Annotated in this window: 15 protein-coding genes; 13 read left to right on the forward strand and 2 right to left on the reverse strand. The window is 43.3% G+C overall.

The window, feature by feature from the left end:
• The first annotated feature begins 6 nt into the window (after nucleotides 1-6).
• Both arsB and FEM33_RS11295 read left to right on the forward strand, forming a co-directional pair.
• A complete protein-coding gene (arsB, locus tag FEM33_RS11290; protein ID WP_139012132.1) occupies nucleotides 7-1,101 on the forward strand; it encodes an ACR3 family arsenite efflux transporter in 1,095 nt (364 codons plus the stop codon).
• Complete coding sequence (locus FEM33_RS11295; RefSeq protein ID WP_139012133.1) at nucleotides 1,098-1,847, forward strand: metallophosphoesterase family protein; 750 nt, start codon at nucleotides 1,098-1,100, stop codon at nucleotides 1,845-1,847. The genes arsB and FEM33_RS11295 overlap by 4 nt, the downstream gene beginning before the upstream one ends.
• A gap of 56 nt (nucleotides 1,848-1,903) precedes the next feature.
• On the opposite strand, the gene FEM33_RS11300 is transcribed toward FEM33_RS11295, so the two are convergent.
• A complete protein-coding gene (locus FEM33_RS11300) occupies nucleotides 1,904-2,488 on the reverse strand; it encodes a recombinase family protein (RefSeq protein WP_139012134.1) in 585 nt (194 codons plus the stop codon).
• 175 nt (nucleotides 2,489-2,663) lie between these two features.
• On the opposite strand from FEM33_RS11300, the gene FEM33_RS11305 reads away from it, so the two are divergent.
• The 10 genes from FEM33_RS11305 to FEM33_RS11350 all read left to right on the forward strand — a co-directional run bounded on the left by FEM33_RS11305 (nucleotide 2,664) and on the right by FEM33_RS11350 (nucleotide 15,419).
• Entirely contained in the window at nucleotides 2,664-5,750 is a 3,087-nt protein-coding gene (locus FEM33_RS11305) for a Tn3 family transposase (RefSeq protein ID WP_139012135.1), read from the forward strand.
• 70 nt (nucleotides 5,751-5,820) lie between these two features.
• On the forward strand, nucleotides 5,821-6,639 hold the full coding sequence (locus tag FEM33_RS11310; protein WP_139012136.1) for an AraC family transcriptional regulator: 819 nt from the start codon (nucleotides 5,821-5,823) through the stop codon (nucleotides 6,637-6,639).
• Nucleotides 6,640-6,722: 83 nt separating this feature from the next.
• Complete coding sequence (locus FEM33_RS11315) at nucleotides 6,723-7,148, forward strand: DoxX family protein (RefSeq protein ID WP_139012137.1); 426 nt, start codon at nucleotides 6,723-6,725, stop codon at nucleotides 7,146-7,148.
• Nucleotides 7,148-7,921, forward strand: coding sequence for a sulfite exporter TauE/SafE family protein (locus FEM33_RS11320; protein WP_139012138.1), 774 nt, complete (start codon nucleotides 7,148-7,150; stop codon nucleotides 7,919-7,921). Before FEM33_RS11315 ends, FEM33_RS11320 begins: the two co-directional genes overlap by 1 nt.
• Nucleotides 7,922-7,932: 11 nt before the next feature.
• Nucleotides 7,933-9,330: a TolC family protein gene (locus FEM33_RS11325; RefSeq protein ID WP_139012139.1), complete on the forward strand. Its 1,398-nt coding sequence runs from the start codon at nucleotides 7,933-7,935 to the stop codon at nucleotides 9,328-9,330.
• Between the two features lie 8 nt (nucleotides 9,331-9,338).
• Nucleotides 9,339-12,485: an efflux RND transporter permease subunit gene (locus tag FEM33_RS11330; RefSeq protein WP_201747733.1), complete on the forward strand. Its 3,147-nt coding sequence runs from the start codon at nucleotides 9,339-9,341 to the stop codon at nucleotides 12,483-12,485.
• 26 nt (nucleotides 12,486-12,511) lie between these two features.
• Nucleotides 12,512-13,600 carry an efflux RND transporter periplasmic adaptor subunit gene (locus FEM33_RS11335; RefSeq protein WP_139012140.1) on the forward strand — a complete coding sequence of 363 codons (1,089 nt, stop codon included), beginning with the start codon at nucleotides 12,512-12,514 and terminating at the stop codon, nucleotides 13,598-13,600.
• Between the two features lie 193 nt (nucleotides 13,601-13,793).
• On the forward strand, nucleotides 13,794-14,231 hold the full coding sequence (locus FEM33_RS11340; RefSeq protein WP_139012141.1) for a hypothetical protein: 438 nt from the start codon (nucleotides 13,794-13,796) through the stop codon (nucleotides 14,229-14,231).
• A 352-nt stretch (nucleotides 14,232-14,583) separates the two neighbouring features.
• Nucleotides 14,584-15,084 (forward strand): DUF6934 family protein, encoded by a 501-nt coding sequence (locus tag FEM33_RS11345; RefSeq protein WP_139012142.1) that lies wholly within the window; start codon nucleotides 14,584-14,586, stop codon nucleotides 15,082-15,084.
• Between the two features lie 32 nt (nucleotides 15,085-15,116).
• Nucleotides 15,117-15,419 (forward strand): hypothetical protein, encoded by a 303-nt coding sequence (locus FEM33_RS11350; protein ID WP_139012143.1) that lies wholly within the window; start codon nucleotides 15,117-15,119, stop codon nucleotides 15,417-15,419.
• Nucleotides 15,420-15,431: 12 nt separating this feature from the next.
• Here the strand turns inward: FEM33_RS11350 and FEM33_RS11355 are convergent, their stop codons facing one another.
• Nucleotides 15,432-16,256: a DUF2971 domain-containing protein gene (locus FEM33_RS11355; protein WP_139012144.1), complete on the reverse strand. Its 825-nt coding sequence runs from the start codon at nucleotides 16,254-16,256 to the stop codon at nucleotides 15,432-15,434.
• Nucleotides 16,257-16,511: 255 nt separating this feature from the next.
• Here FEM33_RS11355 and FEM33_RS11360 point away from each other — a divergent pair, with 255 nt between their 5' ends.
• Complete coding sequence (locus FEM33_RS11360; protein WP_139012145.1) at nucleotides 16,512-17,327, forward strand: hypothetical protein; 816 nt, start codon at nucleotides 16,512-16,514, stop codon at nucleotides 17,325-17,327.
• Nucleotides 17,328-17,625 lie beyond the last annotated feature (298 nt).

A 17,625-nucleotide genomic window follows, 5' to 3' on the forward strand; every position in this document is an offset into this window, starting at 1 on the left:
ACAATTATGTCAGCTAATAACTGTGCTCCTGCGGCTGGAGCGTCGGTCGCTAGTCGTAAGAAGCTAGGCTTTTTGGACCGTTTCTTAACATTATGGATTTTTCTGGCCATGACCATTGGGGTGGGTTTAGGGAATTTTGTTCCTTCCATACCTGACTATATTAATACTTTTTCCAGTGGAACGACGAACATACCGCTCGCGATCGGCTTGATCCTGATGATGTACCCGCCACTGGCCAAAGTGAAATACAATAAAATGGGGGAAGTGTTCCGCAATACCAAAGTGATGAGTGTTTCCCTGGTACTAAACTGGATTATCGGGCCGGTACTGATGTTTATTTTGGCTGTTGTGTTTCTACCAAACCATCCTGACTATATGATCGGGCTGATCCTGATCGGTCTTGCCCGGTGCATTGCCATGGTCCTGGTCTGGAATGAACTGGCAGAAGGAAGCCGTGAATATGCGGCCGGCCTTGTTGCATTAAATAGCGTGTTTCAAGTTTTGCTTTATAGCTTTTATGCCTGGTTCTTTATTACAGTACTTCCCCCATTAGTTGGACTGAAAGGACTGGCCGTAGATATTACCATAGCAGAGATTGCAGCTAGTGTAGGCATTTACCTGGGGATTCCTTTTGCTGCCGGAATGATCAGCCGTTTTGGGCTGACTACTTTGAAAGGGGAAGACTGGTATGAGAAAAAATTTATCCACATGATATCACCTGTTACTTTGGTTGCGCTTTTAGCTACGATCATGCTGATGTTCAGCTTGAAAGGCGAGCTGATTGTTCAGCTTCCGAGTGATGTGCTTTTGATTGCAGTGCCGTTGGTGATCTACTTTGCTATTATGTTTTTGGTCAGCTTTTTTCTGGCTAAATCCCTGGGAGCAGATTATGCACAAAATGCATCCATAGCTTTTACAGCAGCAGGTAACAATTTTGAACTCGCTATTGCCGTGGCAATCGGCGTATTTGGGATCAATTCCGGTCAGGCATTTGTCGGTGTGATCGGCCCACTGGTGGAAGTGCCGGCATTGATTGCCCTGGTCAATGTCGCTTTTTGGCTGCGTGATAAATATTATAAAACTGAAACTTCCAATTTATGAAGATTGCCCTTTTCTCAGACATTCATGCCAATTTGCCCGCATTTGAAGCAGTTCTGGAAGACCTGAAAAAGAAAAAGCCTGATGCGGTATATTGTCTGGGCGATTTAATCGGGTATAACGTATGGCCAAACCAGGTAATCGGACATATTCGTAAAAGAAGGATTGCCACCATTGCGGGAAACCATGACCTGAAAGTCTCTAAAATTCTGCCATCAGAGGGTGTGTGCAGCACGGATCAAAGCAGTGAGTATGCTTATAAGCTTGTTGGCAATAAAGAACGGGAATACCTTCTGACACTTCCCAGACATTTAAAACTTGAATTTATGCTCAATGATGACAAGCTAAATATGCTTCTGGTACATGGCAGTCCCCGTAGTATCAACGAATACCTTTTGGAAGAACTGCCTGAGCAATATATGCTGGATTTGGTTACAGAATTTAGTGCCAATATCCTTTGCTTTGGCCATTCACATAAGCCTTACCACCGGATCATTAGTTCTGGGAAAGACGGTAATGACCATTATCATCACCTGATCAATACTGGCTCCGTTGGCAAACCCAAGGATGGTGATTCAAGGGCATGTTATGTGATGCTTACAATAAACCAGTCAGCTACTGTTACAAGTCCGGATGCGATACAGGTCGAATTCTTGCGGTTGAATTATGATGTTGAGAAAGCGGCTCAGGCAATAGAGCGTAGCTTGCTACCAGATGCATTTGCAGATAACCTTAGAAAAGCTTACTGAATCAGCAATTCACGAATTTTAAAGTCCATTTATGTTGCTTGATGTACGATACAAATTCAGGTCTTACTATTAATTTGGACACCGCGGTGCCGTAGATACTTATAAAGTGTCATTTTCGAGATTTCAAGATCTGCAGCAATTTCGTTCACCCCTAATTTCCGTTCATTATATAAGGTTTGGGCAAGCATGGCTTTTTTTTCAGCTTCTTTAGACAGGCCACGGGTGCGTCCACCTTTTCGGCCACGTGCACGGGCGGCTTCCAAACCAGATTTTGTCCGTTCCCTGATCAAGTCTCTTTCAAATTCTGCTAAAGAAGCAAAAATATTAAAGATGAGTCTGCCCTGGGCAGTAGTCGTATCGATGGAATCGTTAATAGAGACCAGGCCGATTCCCCGCTTTTCAAGATCGGAGGTCATTTCGAGTAGGTGTTTTAAAGAACGCCCTAAACGATCCAATTTGTAAATATAGATAACATCCCCTTCACGAAGGATCAGTTGCATGGCAGCCAACTGCGGCCTGTCGGATTTTATTCCGGATGCTTTTTCCTGAAATATTTTCTCACAGCCAGCCTTTTGCAAGGCATCCAGCTGCATTTCTAAATTCTGGTCCTGGGTCGATACCCGTGCATATCCAATTTTCACTTTTTGTCTACTTTAATCCATCTAGTTAATCAAATTTAATGTACTTAGATTGGTATACAAGTTTATTTTACTAAATTGATAAAATACGTCTGATATTTAGCCATACTTTTGGTTTCAATGAGTATGGCAGGTTTGTACATTCTGAGCAACGTTTTATTATACACACAATCGTCTCATGCCAAGAAAAGAATACCTGACTTCCGAAGCCCGGCAACGATTTGACAATCCACCTGTTTTGAGTGTCGACCAGAAAATGATTTTCTTAGAAGCTCCTGAGTGGGCAGAAGAATATGTCAAGGCTTTGCAGACACCATCCAATAAAGTTGGCTTTCTTTTGCAGGTTGGATACTTCCGGGTTGTAAGTCGGTTTTTTGGATCGAACCGTTTTCACCAAAGTGACGTGGACTTTGTAGCGGCACGAATTTCTGTTGATGTCAACGCTGTACAGATGACCGATTACGGGGGACGGACTTCACTCAGGCACCGGGAGGACATTCTTGGATATTTTGGCTTCGCAGCTTTTGAAAAATCTTCGGTTGAAGCGTTGGCCGAAGAAACACACAGACTGGCACATGTACAGACCAGGCCGCACCTGATTTTCGAAGGGATGGTAGACTTTCTCCAATCACATCATATCGAAATTCCAACATACCAAAGCCTGAAAACGATTTTGGACAAATCTCTTGCTCGTTTCGAGCAAAATTTAGAGTCTATTTTAAATAAGTACCTGACAACCGCCGATATTTTGCTTTTAGAGCAGCTTCTTGTTGAACACACTTCTTATCAACAGGATAGCAGGAAGCATTTGAAAGTAAAACGCTATGAGATTACATTCTTTAAACGGATTTCTCAATCCATGGAAACAAAGCAGATCCGTGAGCGAGTAACCAACTTTGAAAGCTTAAAGAATATGTATTTGCAGTTATTACCGATTGTCAAGCGCTTAAAATTATCTGATACCACTGTTCAATTTTATGCGGAATACGTTATCAATAACCAGGTAACGCAAATAGCTACACGTAGCACAAATCGTTATCTTCTTCTGATTTCCTTTATTATCCATCAGTATTATATGTTAGGAGATGCACTTATCCTGACTTTGAATAGTGCGGTCACCAATTATGTTAATGGTTGTGAGAACCTGGTTAAGCAGCAGCTTTATGAAAACAGGATGCAGACCGCGCAACTGGTTAGCAGTGTTGCCCAGCGGAGCAGTACGCATATTGATATTTTGGGTGCCATTGAACAAATTATTGCTGACACTACCATAGAGCCGTTGGCCAAGGTAACATTGATCCAGCAGCTATTTAAAAACAAGCGGTTATCTCAAAAATTGTTACAGGAAGACCAGCAGCGCCTTAAAGCACTAAAAGAAGCCAACCAAAAAATAAATGACCGGGAAGATTTCTATCAGATGCTTGAAAAAAATGCATCGAAATTAAATGGTAAAGTTAGTGATATCGTAAAAGCATTGATCCCTAGTTCGACTTCGTCAGGAAAAAATATTCTTGAAGCGGTCCGGTACTACCAGGAAAAGAATGGTTCTATTATTTCACGCGCAGCTGTACCAACTAATTTTTTAGGGATGGAAGAGCAGCAGCGGGTATTAACTACGGAAGGGAAACTACGTACAGGTTTATATAAAGTATTCCTGTTTCAGGAAATCAGGGATAGCATTAAATCCGGAGTACTTCCAATCGATTCATCTTATGATTACCGAAGTTTTGATGAGTATCAAATACCGGCTTCGGTTTGGAACAAAGAAAAGCAAAAACTCATAGAACAAGCTGGCTTAACAGCTTTTGCAGATTCCCGGAAGACCCTATTCAGGATAAATGAAAAGCTAAATGCCCAGATAAAATTAACAAACGAGCGTATAGAAAAAGGCAACAACAAACAGGTATACTTTGATCCTACCGGTGGCTGGCACCTGATGAAAGATAAACGTTTGGAAGAAGTCACGGATCTGGAATCGCTTTATCCCCAGGAATATGTTATTCCGTTAGCAGATGTTCTTTCAACTGTACAAAATACAAGCGACTTTATTTCCTCGTTTACCCATAGCGGTATTGACCACATCCCTAAACGTCCGGAAGAGAAGTTGTTTTTTGCTGCAATTCTTGGGTTCGGATGTAACATTGGAATCCGTAAATTCTCTTACATGTCCAAGGGTATCAAGACCAATTCATTAGAAACAACGGCACTCCAATATTTTTCGCCAGAGACTGTAATACAGGCAAATGACAAAGTACTTGCATTTAGCAACTCTTTACCTCTTACCGAACATTTTAGAAAGGATGCAGACTTTGTTCATACGTCCAGTGACGGTCAAAAGTTCGATGTATCCGTTGCTTCGCTAGTGGCTTCTCCTTCTTTTAAGTACTTCGGAAATGGCAGGGGTGTTACCATGTATTCCTTTTTGGACGAAGCCGGGCAGTTATTTTATTCCACGGTATTCAGCGCAGCAGAACCGGAATCACATTATGTCCTGGATGGTTTGACCCACAATGAAGTGCTCATTCCCAATGTGCATTCAACAGACACCCATGGTTTTAGTGAACCGGTATTTGCCGTGACTGGCCTTCTTGGGATTGAATTTCGCCCCAGGTTCGCCAGGTTTCATCACCAGCAGCTTTATTCAATTGACGAAGCCCGGACTTACCGTGAAATGAATTATAAAATTGTTCCCGGTCTTAAAATTAACTTGGTTCACCTGGAAAATCATTGGGATGAAATTTTAAGACTTGTCTGTACCATAAAGTTGGGATATTCCAAGGCATCCACATTGTTCAAACGCCTTAATTCATATTCGAAACAACATCCGCTTTATAAAGCCCTCAAAGATTTGGGCAGGCTCTACAAAACAGCATACATCTATCAATATATGGATGATGAGTTAATCCGGAAATCCGTGTCTGGATCACTTTCAAAAATTGAGAGCAGCAATAATTTTTCAAAAGCTATCACCGTAGGCAATAACCAGGAATTGATCTGGGCTACCCGTAAAGAGCAATTGACGGCAGAAGGTTGTAAAAGGCTGATAGCAAATACGGTGAACACTTATAATCTGTTGTTGTTATCTGAAAAACTAGTAGCAGCTGGGTCCGAGCATGACAGGCAAATCCTGTTGAAAAAAATTCTTGCAACTTCTACCCACAGCTGGGCACATATTAACCTTGTGGGGGAATACGACTTCTCCGATGGTAAGGATTATAAAACATTTGATTTAGGCTCGATTATGGATCTGAACCTAGCGCCTTAGATATCAATATTTCAGACTTACAACAAATTAAAATGCTATGTTATAGTCGTGACTTTTTTTCCTTTTCTATATGTCAACAGAGCTAAAAATCAAAGACAAAATTCACCAGAAGAGCATCAAAATTGCTCCGTTCAAAAAAGATATACGTAAAACCACACCACACAAGCACAACAGTTATTTTGAGATCATTTTCTTATCAGCGGGAAAGGGCTTTCATGCCATTGACTCAGTAAAATACCCTGTCATCACCCCAATCGTTTACATTGTCCGCAAAGAGCAGGTGCACCATTGGGAACTGGAAAATGAACCCGAAGGATTCGTCCTGATCCTTAAAAAAGAATTTGTTGACAATAGTCTGGATAAACAACTGAAAGAGCTGCTTGCCAGTATCAGCGGTTTGCCAAGCATCCATCTGCCAGAAGCTGGCATCGTACAGCAATTGTTTCAAATGCTGACTGACGAGTATAAGCCGGAACAAAATAATAATACACCCGTGATTGAAGGGCTGCTCAAAGTATTACTGGCTAAAATTTTACAAACCGGAAAACCGCAGTCCCTAGTCAGGAGCAAGAAGGATAGTCTTTTTCAGGAATTTCAGCAACTGCTCACACAGGATAAATTGCTTAAAAATAACGTGGCCTTTTATGCCGCGCATCTTCATACCAGCCCGCAGAATCTGAATGCAGCCTGCCGGAAATCATCCGGTCAATCTGCCGCACAGGTACTGGCTGATTTCATAATTAACGAGGCCAAACGTCTGCTGGTATACACGGACATGACCGTCTCCGAGATGGCGACATTGCTGGATTTTAAGGACAACTCCCACTTTGTCAAGTATTTCAAGCGCCATTCGGGGCAAACACCGACTAATTTCCGGTTGCATGTTTAGTATATACCATTCTATTTTCAAATATACCACACTTCCCTTTTTGGATTGTACGAAATTTGCTATCCTCAATGATAGCAAATCCTATGTTTCAAAAAATCATCCAGACCGGTCATTCCAAGACAATATTGATCATACGTTTAATGGTTGGTGTGGTTTTCCTATCCGAAGGGGTTCAAAAGTTTCTGTTTGCTGACTCACTTGGCAGCGGCAGGTTTGCTAAGATCGGGCTGCCAGCCCCTGAATCGCTAGGGCCCTTTGTTGGAAGCTTTGAAATTGTTTGTGGGTTATTGGTGCTGATAGGCTTTTTGACAAGGCTGGCGTCGATTCCATTACTGATCATCATGCTGGTAGCCTTCGCAACGACGAAATCAGAAGTGTTGGCTAATGATGGGTTCTGGGAAATGATGCACGGTAGCCGGACAGACTGGGCCATGCTGCTTGGGAGCATATTCCTGATCATTGAAGGCGGTGGCAAATGGTCGGTGGATCATAACTTAACCGCCCGTTGATGGAAATACTTATCCTGTCCGTTGCAGCTTTTCTGGTCTCCATCCTTACCTTTTTTTCGGGTTTTGGGTTAGGTACCATCCTGACGCCAGTATTCATGGTTTTCTTTCCAGTGGATTTGGCCATTGCGCTTACAGGCATTGTTCACTTTTTCAATAACGTCTTCAAGCTGATCCTCGTAGGGGGCAAAGCTGACAGGCACGTGTTGCTGCGCTTTGGCATCCCTGCGGTAATCGCTGCTTTTGCAGGCGCTTATCTGCTGCTCCGGATCACCGATACAGCACCACTTTTTTCTTATGAGCTTGCAGGCAAGGCCTTTGAGGTATATCCGGTCAAACTGATCATTTCTTTGTTGCTGATCCTATTTGCCGTCATGGACCTGCTGCCCTATTTCAGCCGGTTACGGTTCGGTAAGGATAAGCTGGCACTCGGCGGCGCACTAAGCGGCTTTTTCGGCGGATTGTCCGGAAACCAAGGAGCGCTAAGGAGCGCGTTTTTGATAAACGCAGGACTCTCCAAAGAAGCATTCGTTGCCACGGCGGTCGTCGTATCGACTTTTGTGGATTTTACCAGGCTTTCTGTTTATGCAACCAGGTTTACCAAAGCAGGCGTGCATCAGAATATCACATTGCTGGTAGCCGCAACACTTTCGGCCATTGCAGGGGCCTATCTTGGAAATAAGCTACTCAAAAAGGTCACTATGAAATTCATCCAAACGCTAGTGGCATTCATGCTGATTGTGGTTTCCCTCGCACTTGGCGCAGGGCTGATATAATACAAAATTCTATGAATTGGACCGATACCGGAAATGAAAAAATGAGCTGTAACAAAACAAAGTCTTTTCTGCTGCAAGGTTTGCTGATGCTGTTGACAGTAAACGCCCAGGCACAACAACCTGCTGCATTGACAGAACTACTGCAAATGGCTGAAAACAGCTACCCGCTTTTAAAATCAAAGAAATTGGATGCCCTGGCTGCGCAAAAGGCGGTCGATGTAAGTAAGTCATCGTTTATGCCTACACTGGACGCGGCCTATCAGCTCAATTATTCAACATATAATAACATCACCGGGATGTCCTATCCTGGCCAACTTCTTCCTATCAGCGGGCCTCCGTCCACTAGTAATCAATATGGGGGTGTGTTCGGCAGTGCAACAAGTCTTTTGCTCAACTGGCAACCCATTACATTTGGCCGGCGACAATCGCAGGTTGATCTTGCAAAAGCCGGGGCGAAATATGCGGGTGCGGACGCCGCCAACGAAATCTTCCAACATAAGATTAAAGTTGTCAATGCTTACCTGGAAGTATTGACGCTGGATGAGCTGGCAAAAGTCTATGACAACAACTTGAAAAGACTGGAATCAAATCTGCTGAATGTTCAGTCGCTGGTTGAAAGTGGTATCCGCCCTGGGGTAGATTCCCCGCTACTCAAAGCCGAAGTGTCAAGGGCCAAAGTGGAACTTCTTAACCACAATAACAAACAAGCACAGGCGCGCATCGGGTTATCCGAATTACTGGTTGGCGATGTAAAAAGCCGTTTTGCCGATACATTGATTTTTGCTCAGTTACCTGAAAATACCTTTGACCCGGATTCACTCCAACATCCGCTTATGAGGCTTTACCAGGCCAATAATGAAATGAATATGGCCCGGAAAAATGTGCTCGCCAAAATGATGATGCCAACCTTGGGGGTCTGGGGTACTACCTACGCCAGGGGGTCCGGCATTTCCTATGACGGCACCGTAAAGTCAACGGATGGCCTGGGTTTTCAGCGGTTCAATTATGGTGTCGGTTTTCAGCTCAGTGTACCGCTTCTTGCTTTTGCTCGCCTCAGGCCACAGTTGCAGCAACAGGATTTCGTCATTAATTCAGGCCAACAGAAAATGGAAGGTATTGCCCTGCAATTAAAAAAGCAGCAGGAACTAGCAGATACTACGTTGTCCAGCGCACTGGCCGTAGCCAGGGAAAGCCCCCTATATCTAGAATCCGCACAGTTTTCTTATCAAGCTGTGCAATCCCGCTATAAGTCTGGTCTGGCGAATTTGTCTGACCTCTTTCAGGCACAGTATGCTTTGGTAAAAGCCGAGACGGACTACAAACTGGCTTTTATGGGTGTTTGGAAAGCACTTCTCTTTAAAGCAGCGGTTCAGGGTGATCTGAACCTATTTATTAATCAGGTTAAATAAGGCAAAGTATGATACGACTAATAAAACTGGCCCTTCAAAACCCGATCGCAATTATCGTTGCTTTCATCGGCATCGTGTTCTTTTCCTGGCTAACGATCCGGTCGATGAAAATTGATATTTTCCCGAAAATGGGTGTGCCGACGATCTATGTCGCCCAGCCTTATGGTGGCCTTTCGCCAGAGCAGGTGGAAGGGTTCGTTACTTCCTATTATGAATACCATTTCCTATATGTGACCGGTGTCAAGTTTGTGGAGTCCAGGTCTGTGCAGGGAGCATCGCTGATTAAGATCCAGTTTAATGAAGGCACGGACATGAGCCAGGCAATGGGGGAAGTGGTTGGTTACGTCAACCGTTCAAGAGCTTTCATGCCACCGGGCACCGTCCCGCCTTTCATTACCCGATTCGATGCGGGCAGCGTTCCGGTTGGACAGCTGGTGTTCCGGTCAGAAACCCGGTCGCTGGGCGAAATACAGGATCTGGCTTTATTTAAAGTGCGTCCCATGTTTTCAACTTTGCCGGGCGTATCAGCGCCGCCGCCATTTGGTGGCAACCAGAAAACAGTAATTATCAAGATCAACCCTGATAAACTAAGGAACTATAATTTTTCGCCAGATGAGATTGTACAGGCCCTGGCAAAGGCCAACAGTATTACCCCGGCAGGAAACATCCGGGTGGGCAACGAAACGCTGATCACCTCCCAGAATGCTGTGGTCGAAAATATTAAAGAACTTGAAAGCTTGCCACTCAAAATCGGAAGCGGCCCTTCGGTTTACATCCGCGACATTGCCAATGTAGAGCTGGGTGCTGATGTGACAACCGGATATGCCTTGATCAATGGCAAGCGATCGGTCTATATCCCGGTAACCAAACGGGCCGATGCGTCCACGTGGGATGTGGTACAGAGGGTAAAAGCCGCACTGCCCGATATGCGTGCAGCAGTACCTGAGGATATCCAGGTAAGTTACGAGTTTGACCAATCGGGTTATGTAATCAACTCGATCAAAACGCTTATTACAGAAGGTGTGTTAGGCGCATTGCTCACCGGGCTAATGGTACTGCTTTTCCTGGGTGATGCCAGGGGCGCTTTTATCGTTGTGATCACCATCCCGCTCTCGCTGCTGTCGGCAGTAATTTGCCTGAACTTGTTTGGACAAACAATTAATACCATGACCCTTGGGGGGCTGGCCTTGGCCATTGGTATCCTGGTCGATGAAACGACGGTAACAATAGAAAACATTCACCACCATCAGGAGATGGGCAAATCCAAAAGGCAGGCGATCCTGGACGCATGCCGGGAAATCGCACTGCCCAAGCTACTGATCCTGCTATGCATTCTGGCTGTTTTTGTACCAGCCTTTTTTATGACGGGCGTTCCAGGCTCGATGTTCTTGCCATTGTCGCTTGCTGTGGGTCTTGCCATGATAGCATCCTTTCTCTTGTCACAGACATTAGTCCCTGTTTTTGCCAACTGGCTGATGAAAGAACGGGATAACGTAAGGGATGACAAGCCCAGACGCTTTGAAAGGTTCAAAGAATCGTATTCATCGAAAATTAGTGGCTGGATCACCTACAAGGCTTTTGTTGCACCCGCATTCGTTGTGGTTTCCGTGCTGCTGGTTATATTCTGTTTTTTTACAATAGGAACAGAAGTATTTCCCAAATCCGATATGGGCCAAGCCCAGGTACGATTGAAGCTGCCCACGGGCACCCGGCTGGAAAGGACCGAGGAAGCAACGCAAGAATTGCTTTCCCTGGCCAACAAAATCACCGACAACCAGGTAGAGATCAGCTCAGCCTTTGTAGGAACGCAGCCTTCGAGCTACCCGGTGAACCTGATCCATCTGTGGACGAGTGGCCCGCATGAGGCGGTCATCAAAATCAATCTCAAGGAAGGATCCGGGATTGCCATCGAAGCCTTCAAGGAAGAACTTAGAAAATCAGTTTCGGAGCATATAAGGGGAGCATCAATCACCTTTGAACCTGGAAACCTGGCCGAACAGGTGATCAACCTGGGGTCAAATAATCCGGTCGAAATTGCTGTATTAGGTAAGAATCTCGCCCAGTCAAGCAAGATCGCTTCTGAACTGGAAGCGAATTTAAAAAAGGTTACTTTTTTAAGGGATGTGCAAATTGCCACGCCATTGAATTATCCTGGTATGAAGATCAATATCGACCGGGTAAAGGCTGGGCAGCTAGGGCTGAGCGTTGACCAGATCAGTAAATCAACTGTGGCCGCGACTTCTTCCAGCCGTTTTACACAACCTAATTACTGGCTGGACAAAAGCTCAGGTACCGCTTATCAGGTCCAGGTTGAGTATCCGCAGTATACCATGAACAGCCGCGACAAGCTGGAAATGGTGCCGGTTTCAGGCAACGTGGGCTCACCGGTCTACCTGCGCGATGTGGCTATGATCCAGAAAACCACTTCCCCCGGAGAATATGACCGTATCAATCAACAGCGGTTCATTACCATCACAGCCAACATTTTCGACCAGGATCTGGGATCGACTTTTAAAGAAGTTAATCATGCAATTGCCGCGCTCGGTGAGCTGCCCGCTGGAGTAAAGATCACATTAAGGGGACAGGCCGAGCTATTGAGCCAGACAATGAGCGAACTGCAATCGGGGCTATTAATTGCCATCGTAGTCATTTTCCTGATGCTGACTGTCAATTTTCAATCTTTCAAAATATCACTTACCATTCTGTCCATCGTGCCCGCAGTTGTTGCGGGCAGTGCCCTGTTGCTATTAATAACCGGTCAGACATTGAACATACAATCTTACATGGGTACCATTATGGCCGTGGGTGTAGCAGTAGCCAATGCCATTTTGTATATCACCAACGCCGAGTTTAACCGGAGGACAGACTTTGGGTCAAACTTCTCCATACTAGCTGCCGGCAACCGGCTCCGGCCGATCCTTATGACAAGCCTGGCCATGATTGCGGGAATGGTCCCCATGTCGCTTGGACTTGGCGAAGGCGGCGAACAAAGTGCGCCTCTTGGCATAGCAGTGATTGGCGGACTGATCTTCTCGACAATCAGTACTTTGATTTTCTTACCCCTGATTTATGCCCTGATAAACGGAAGGGATCCATATAAAAACCCATCCCTGGATCCTGAATCGCCAACGGGATCCCAGAATCCAAACCTTTAAAAACTAACGGCAAACGCTGTCAATATATGAGAAAGATCCCCGTACTAATGATTTTCAGTCTTGCAGTCTCACTGTTTTCAGCCTGTAAGAATAAACCCGAAAAGCAGCAGGAAACAAAACCCAAGCAAGACTCTACGGCTGCTTTTATCCTTAAAAAGGAAAGTTTCGACAAACAGGTTTCCTTCCCGGGAGAGTTGATCCCACTGGAACGGGTAGAAGTCACAGCCAAGGTAACCGGGTATGTTAAAAGCATTAAGGTGGACATAGGCGATCGTGTACAAAAAGGGCAGGTCCTGGTCACGCTTGATGCGCCGGAAATGATCACCAACTACGCACAGGTCAATGCCGACCTGGAATCGGCCAGATCGAAATTCCTAGGAAGCCAGGATGCTTACAAAAGGATTGTCCAGGCTGCTAAGGTAGAAGGCACGGTTTCGCAGGGTGAAATCGAGCGATTTAAAACACAAATGCTGGCAGACAGTGCCGCTTATGTATCCGTCCAATCCAGGTTAAACGCCGCAGGGCAATTGAATGATTATTTGACCATACGCGCACCTTATTCCGGCACTGTTACACAGCGTAATGTTGATCCTGGAACGCTGGTTGGACCCGCAAATGCCAAGCCGATGCTGCTCATTGAAAATAACAGCTCACTTCGTTTACGGCTACCCATTCCCGAAGCTTACTCAGCAGCTAGTCCTGAAAATGCATCGGTGAGTTTTTCCGTCGATGCGTATCCCGGTAGGCTGTTTGAGGCAAAGTTATCACGGAAATCAGGCGCATTGAATTTGGCAAATCGAACCGAAACCTGGGAATTCCTATATCCAAACAAAGGGAATCAGCTAAAATCGGGGATGTTTGCCAACGCGAATATTAAATTTAGCAGACCTGCACCCACTTTTTTCGTTCCCACATCGGCAGTGGTCACCAATCTGGAAAGACGGTTTGTGATCCAGGTGAAAGACGGTAAGACTCAGTGGACTGATGTACGTACTGGGATCAATGTAAACGACCAGATGGAAGTGTTCGGAGAATTAGCGGAAGGAGATACCCTTATTTCAAGAGGAACTGACGAGATTAAAGAAGGTACAGTTTTGACTATGAAAATTAAGTAGTATAACCATTTAATTCATCTGAAGATGCAAGGCGGACTTTTGATTCTAACTTTAATTTAAACCTGAATATATGATGAAAGATGCAGGCAAATTGCAAGCAGAACGTTGTATTTATTTTCGTAAGTAAAGTTCAATACTGTATATGATCGTCATATAGCATTTCGGACAGCAGATCCTCTTGATCAGCATCAGAGTGAGCTTAGAATTGAGTATACCGAATTATCCAGGGAGAAAAAACCTACACATAAATCGTGACGGTTTTTCTCCCTTTCTTTGGTTTACCCCTTTTAGGGATGTTGCAAAATTTTTTAATCCTGATAATCTGGACGCCATAGAATCTATGAAGATAAAAAACATCCTTAAGACACTTGAAGGTAAACCTAACATCCAGTGGTACGAAAACTTGTATAGCTTTTATTCTAAGTATGACCATTTTAGCCTGATACCTTATATCGTTCAGAAGTCTCCCGTGGAGAAAATGGAAATGATTCTCCTTGCCACTCATATGATCAAGCATTCACTTTGCGCCCTTTTGACGATGAGAAACGAAAATCATTCGGAAAAATTTCAAGAAATTCTGGGTGTAAAGAATGTATCAGAAGACGGTAAAAATTTCAGCTTTGTATATTAATATTCAATTTCCTTAGATGTCTCATCATTTGGAGCTAGGAGGGTCAGTCCAAACAGTAGTCGTCCTCGAATGTAAAGCCTTCGCTGATTAGTTCCCGGCCTGCATATTGATAAAGAAGGTCTTTTGCTGATAGCACCAGATTGCCGTGCAGCTGCGAGAGCTGTCAGCATTGGCTTATCCATTGGCATTGTCAGGACGTCCCTATGAACTCAAACGACACATCACCAGTAACCCACCCATAGTGCCAATCCTTGTCACTGCTGTTCTCGCTACTATAACAGGTCTTCCAATGAAGTATACTAGGATTTTGTAGCTCTTTCCATAGATTTGTAGAAACCGCCAATATCATTTTATGAATTTTGAGAGTTACGATACACAGTATAAAGATTACAATGCGTTTCAGTTTTATAGCGAGGGTGATAAAACTTATAATATGCTAATGGCTCTCCAGCCACTTCGTAGACCGAGATCCTATAATCTTGCGTTTGGTGTATGGGACGAGAAAACTAACAAGATTGATGACAAAATTGAATTAAAAAATGGTGATTCAGATAAGATTTTGGCTACGGTTGCGCAGAAAACCTTAGAGTTTTTACAAAAATATCCTGACAGCAATATCTTTGCAACAGGATCTGCAGAACCAGGGGAGTTACGTGTAAGAACTAGAAGATATCAAATTGGGATCAATAACAATTACGAATTTCTATCAGAAAAGCATAATATATACGCTCTCATTGCCGACAAAGATGAAAAGGGTAACTTCTATGGAAATTGGCCAGCTTGGGAAGGAAGATGGGAACCTTTTCAAAAGGGCACTAATTATGACGGTTTTTTGTTAAATTTGAAAAGATGATTATATTGAGTTCCAAGTTGACAGGTAATCATATGGCTAATACAACAATAGAAAAGGCAAAAGAGAAAAAAAACAACCCCTCACAATTTGAGGTTGGGAAAGCATATTATCTTAGTCCAATAACCAAACCAACTTTTTTTGAAGTTGGTAAGATTTCTTTTTATGTTCATGAAGAAGAGCCTGTTATCAAACGTGCAAAAAGAGGATCTAAGAATCCTAACAAAGCGTATGTCGCAGGTAATCCATTCGTGATGCCAGATACATTTTTGCGTAGGGCGGAAGAAATGAGCGAGCTTTTGGAGAAAATACCTGTTCCAGAAGAATTTCTGCGTTAACATTAATATTGCTTAGATGCCGCTAGCGGTAATTTCTGAAAAGTGCATTCTAAATTTCAAAGGATCAAAATCTGTCTTAAACAGCTTAATTTCTTTCCGGAATGCAAATTCTTTTAAGGTTTGTCTGTGTTCTGTCTTAATTCTGCTGCCCAGATATATAGCGGTTGGCTGTGGGATTTGCATATGCCCGGCTTTCGGCATAATAACTGGTGCAGTGATTAATCTCCATTCTTTTTCATAGCTCCATTCATCGGATTTGTAGAGTGAACATAGCATCAAAGACAGCGGGTGTATGTTTGTTTCGTTTATGTACGGGTTTACATCGAATAGCGTTTCTGAATAAATCATTGGGTACAAGAACCATTTTGGAGGCAGCGTTGTACTCACAAGGCTTGTGAGATCGTATTCGACACAGATCCCTTTGTGTTCATCTGCATAGTGTGACCACATCAAAATCGAATTATTAAGCTCACTAAAACAGCAAACCCTTAAAGCTCTCCGGATCTGTTTTAGGTCGTCTTGATGTTTGGCCATTTCGAAAATTTCCTTAGCTGTATTGATCGCACTAAGCTGTTTCGATGTGATGTCCATTTCTTCTTCCCATCCGGATTTCATGGTTTCGGATATCAACGAAGTGGCTGAGTCGTAAGGGTCGTTGAAAGAAGATGGATCAGAAAGCCAAACCGCCCCTTTTTCCAATGTGTCAAAGGTATTGTCGGATATTGAAAAATGTTTGTATAATTTCTTTGGGATGTTTGATGCCGTTGTTTTTTGAGCTTGCACAAGATCATTTCCTTGCAATGCTTCAATCAGTTCTTGCTTCCAGCTGTTTGCCATTAGGGTTCAATCTAAAATGTCCTGTAAATGTCGGGAACTTTCCTGGATACATTTATATAAGATTTGGTGACTGAGACCTATACACTCGCTCAGATAGAGCTATTATAACAGCCTATGTTTTCTCAAGATGAGATAGATTTCTAATTGCCAGAATACCGATAGATAAGAAAGTGAATCAATTCTGTTAAAAACTAGAAGTAAGTCTTAACTAGCGAAATAATATCTATCCAAAATACCAATCGTAAAATTTGTATTATGAGTAAATTTAAGATAATAGTCGTTCGCCCTCTTACTGACTTTGATACGTTGGGTCTTCAGGTCGCTAATATTAAAGAATGGGACCTAACGAAAAAAAATATTACTCCGCAACAAATACAGGATATTCTGCAAATTGCAGCTAGGGAGGTTGAAAAGGCAGGTGGAATAATGGCGACTTCCATGGGAGGTGGGCGCTTTGTAAACACTAGTTTTAAGGCTTCGGCGAACAAGAGAATGTTCATCAATTTCCCTGAACCGAATCCGATCTGCATCTACTATAAGTCCGCTAATGACCACCTAGATAAATCTTTACCTTTTCGTGATCAAGTTCTAAATATGGACGGCTTTCCATCGGCTCAGCAAAAGTTTGACGCCTTTGTCGACTACTTTCAGGAAACATCTGAAGGAGTAACCCTTTTGAGTAAAACTATTGAGGGCTTTCTAAATCAGCAAATTCCCGATGATACAGAACTGGAAATTGATGGTAAAAAGGGGAAAGCTAGATTAGAATGGTTACCTATTGGTACAAAATTAAGAGAGCTTATGATCCAATTGAAGGATATAGACTTTTACAAAACTAATCAAATTGAATATTACAAAATAACAGAAATGATTGCGTTACGTGACGATCTTGTTCATTTAAAAACGACGGTAAAGTCCAATTTTACAGTATATCAGGAACTATTTAAGAGGCTGGTCGATTTTGACCACGTTGGCTGTTCCAACAGCGTTTTTACATTCGTGAATAAAATAGCGCCTGGTTACTTTGTTGAAAAAGGCAACGATGCCCATCAAATCGCAAAACTAGAATAATTTTTTAGATTGAAATCCATCTCAGATTTGTACATTTTTTTGGTATCTTTTTGATCAAAAAAAATTGAGACGTACATTATAAGTATGCATCCAAAGCATGTGACTTAAGGTGGACACTCTGCGTCAAATGCTGAAATGGAGAATAATGGAAAGCCAGCGACTAATAGTCTTGAGACTGTAAACCAAACTGTGTCATCTCTTAATTTGATTAAGGGAAAAAATAAGTAAATTAGTTTAACTTAAAGACACAATGAAGACAAACGAATCCTTCGATTTCGAACGCTTCAAGGAAGAAGCA

The organism is Dyadobacter flavalbus, assembly GCF_006149045.1.
Lineage (GTDB): Bacteria > Bacteroidota > Bacteroidia > Cytophagales > Spirosomataceae > Dyadobacter > Dyadobacter flavalbus.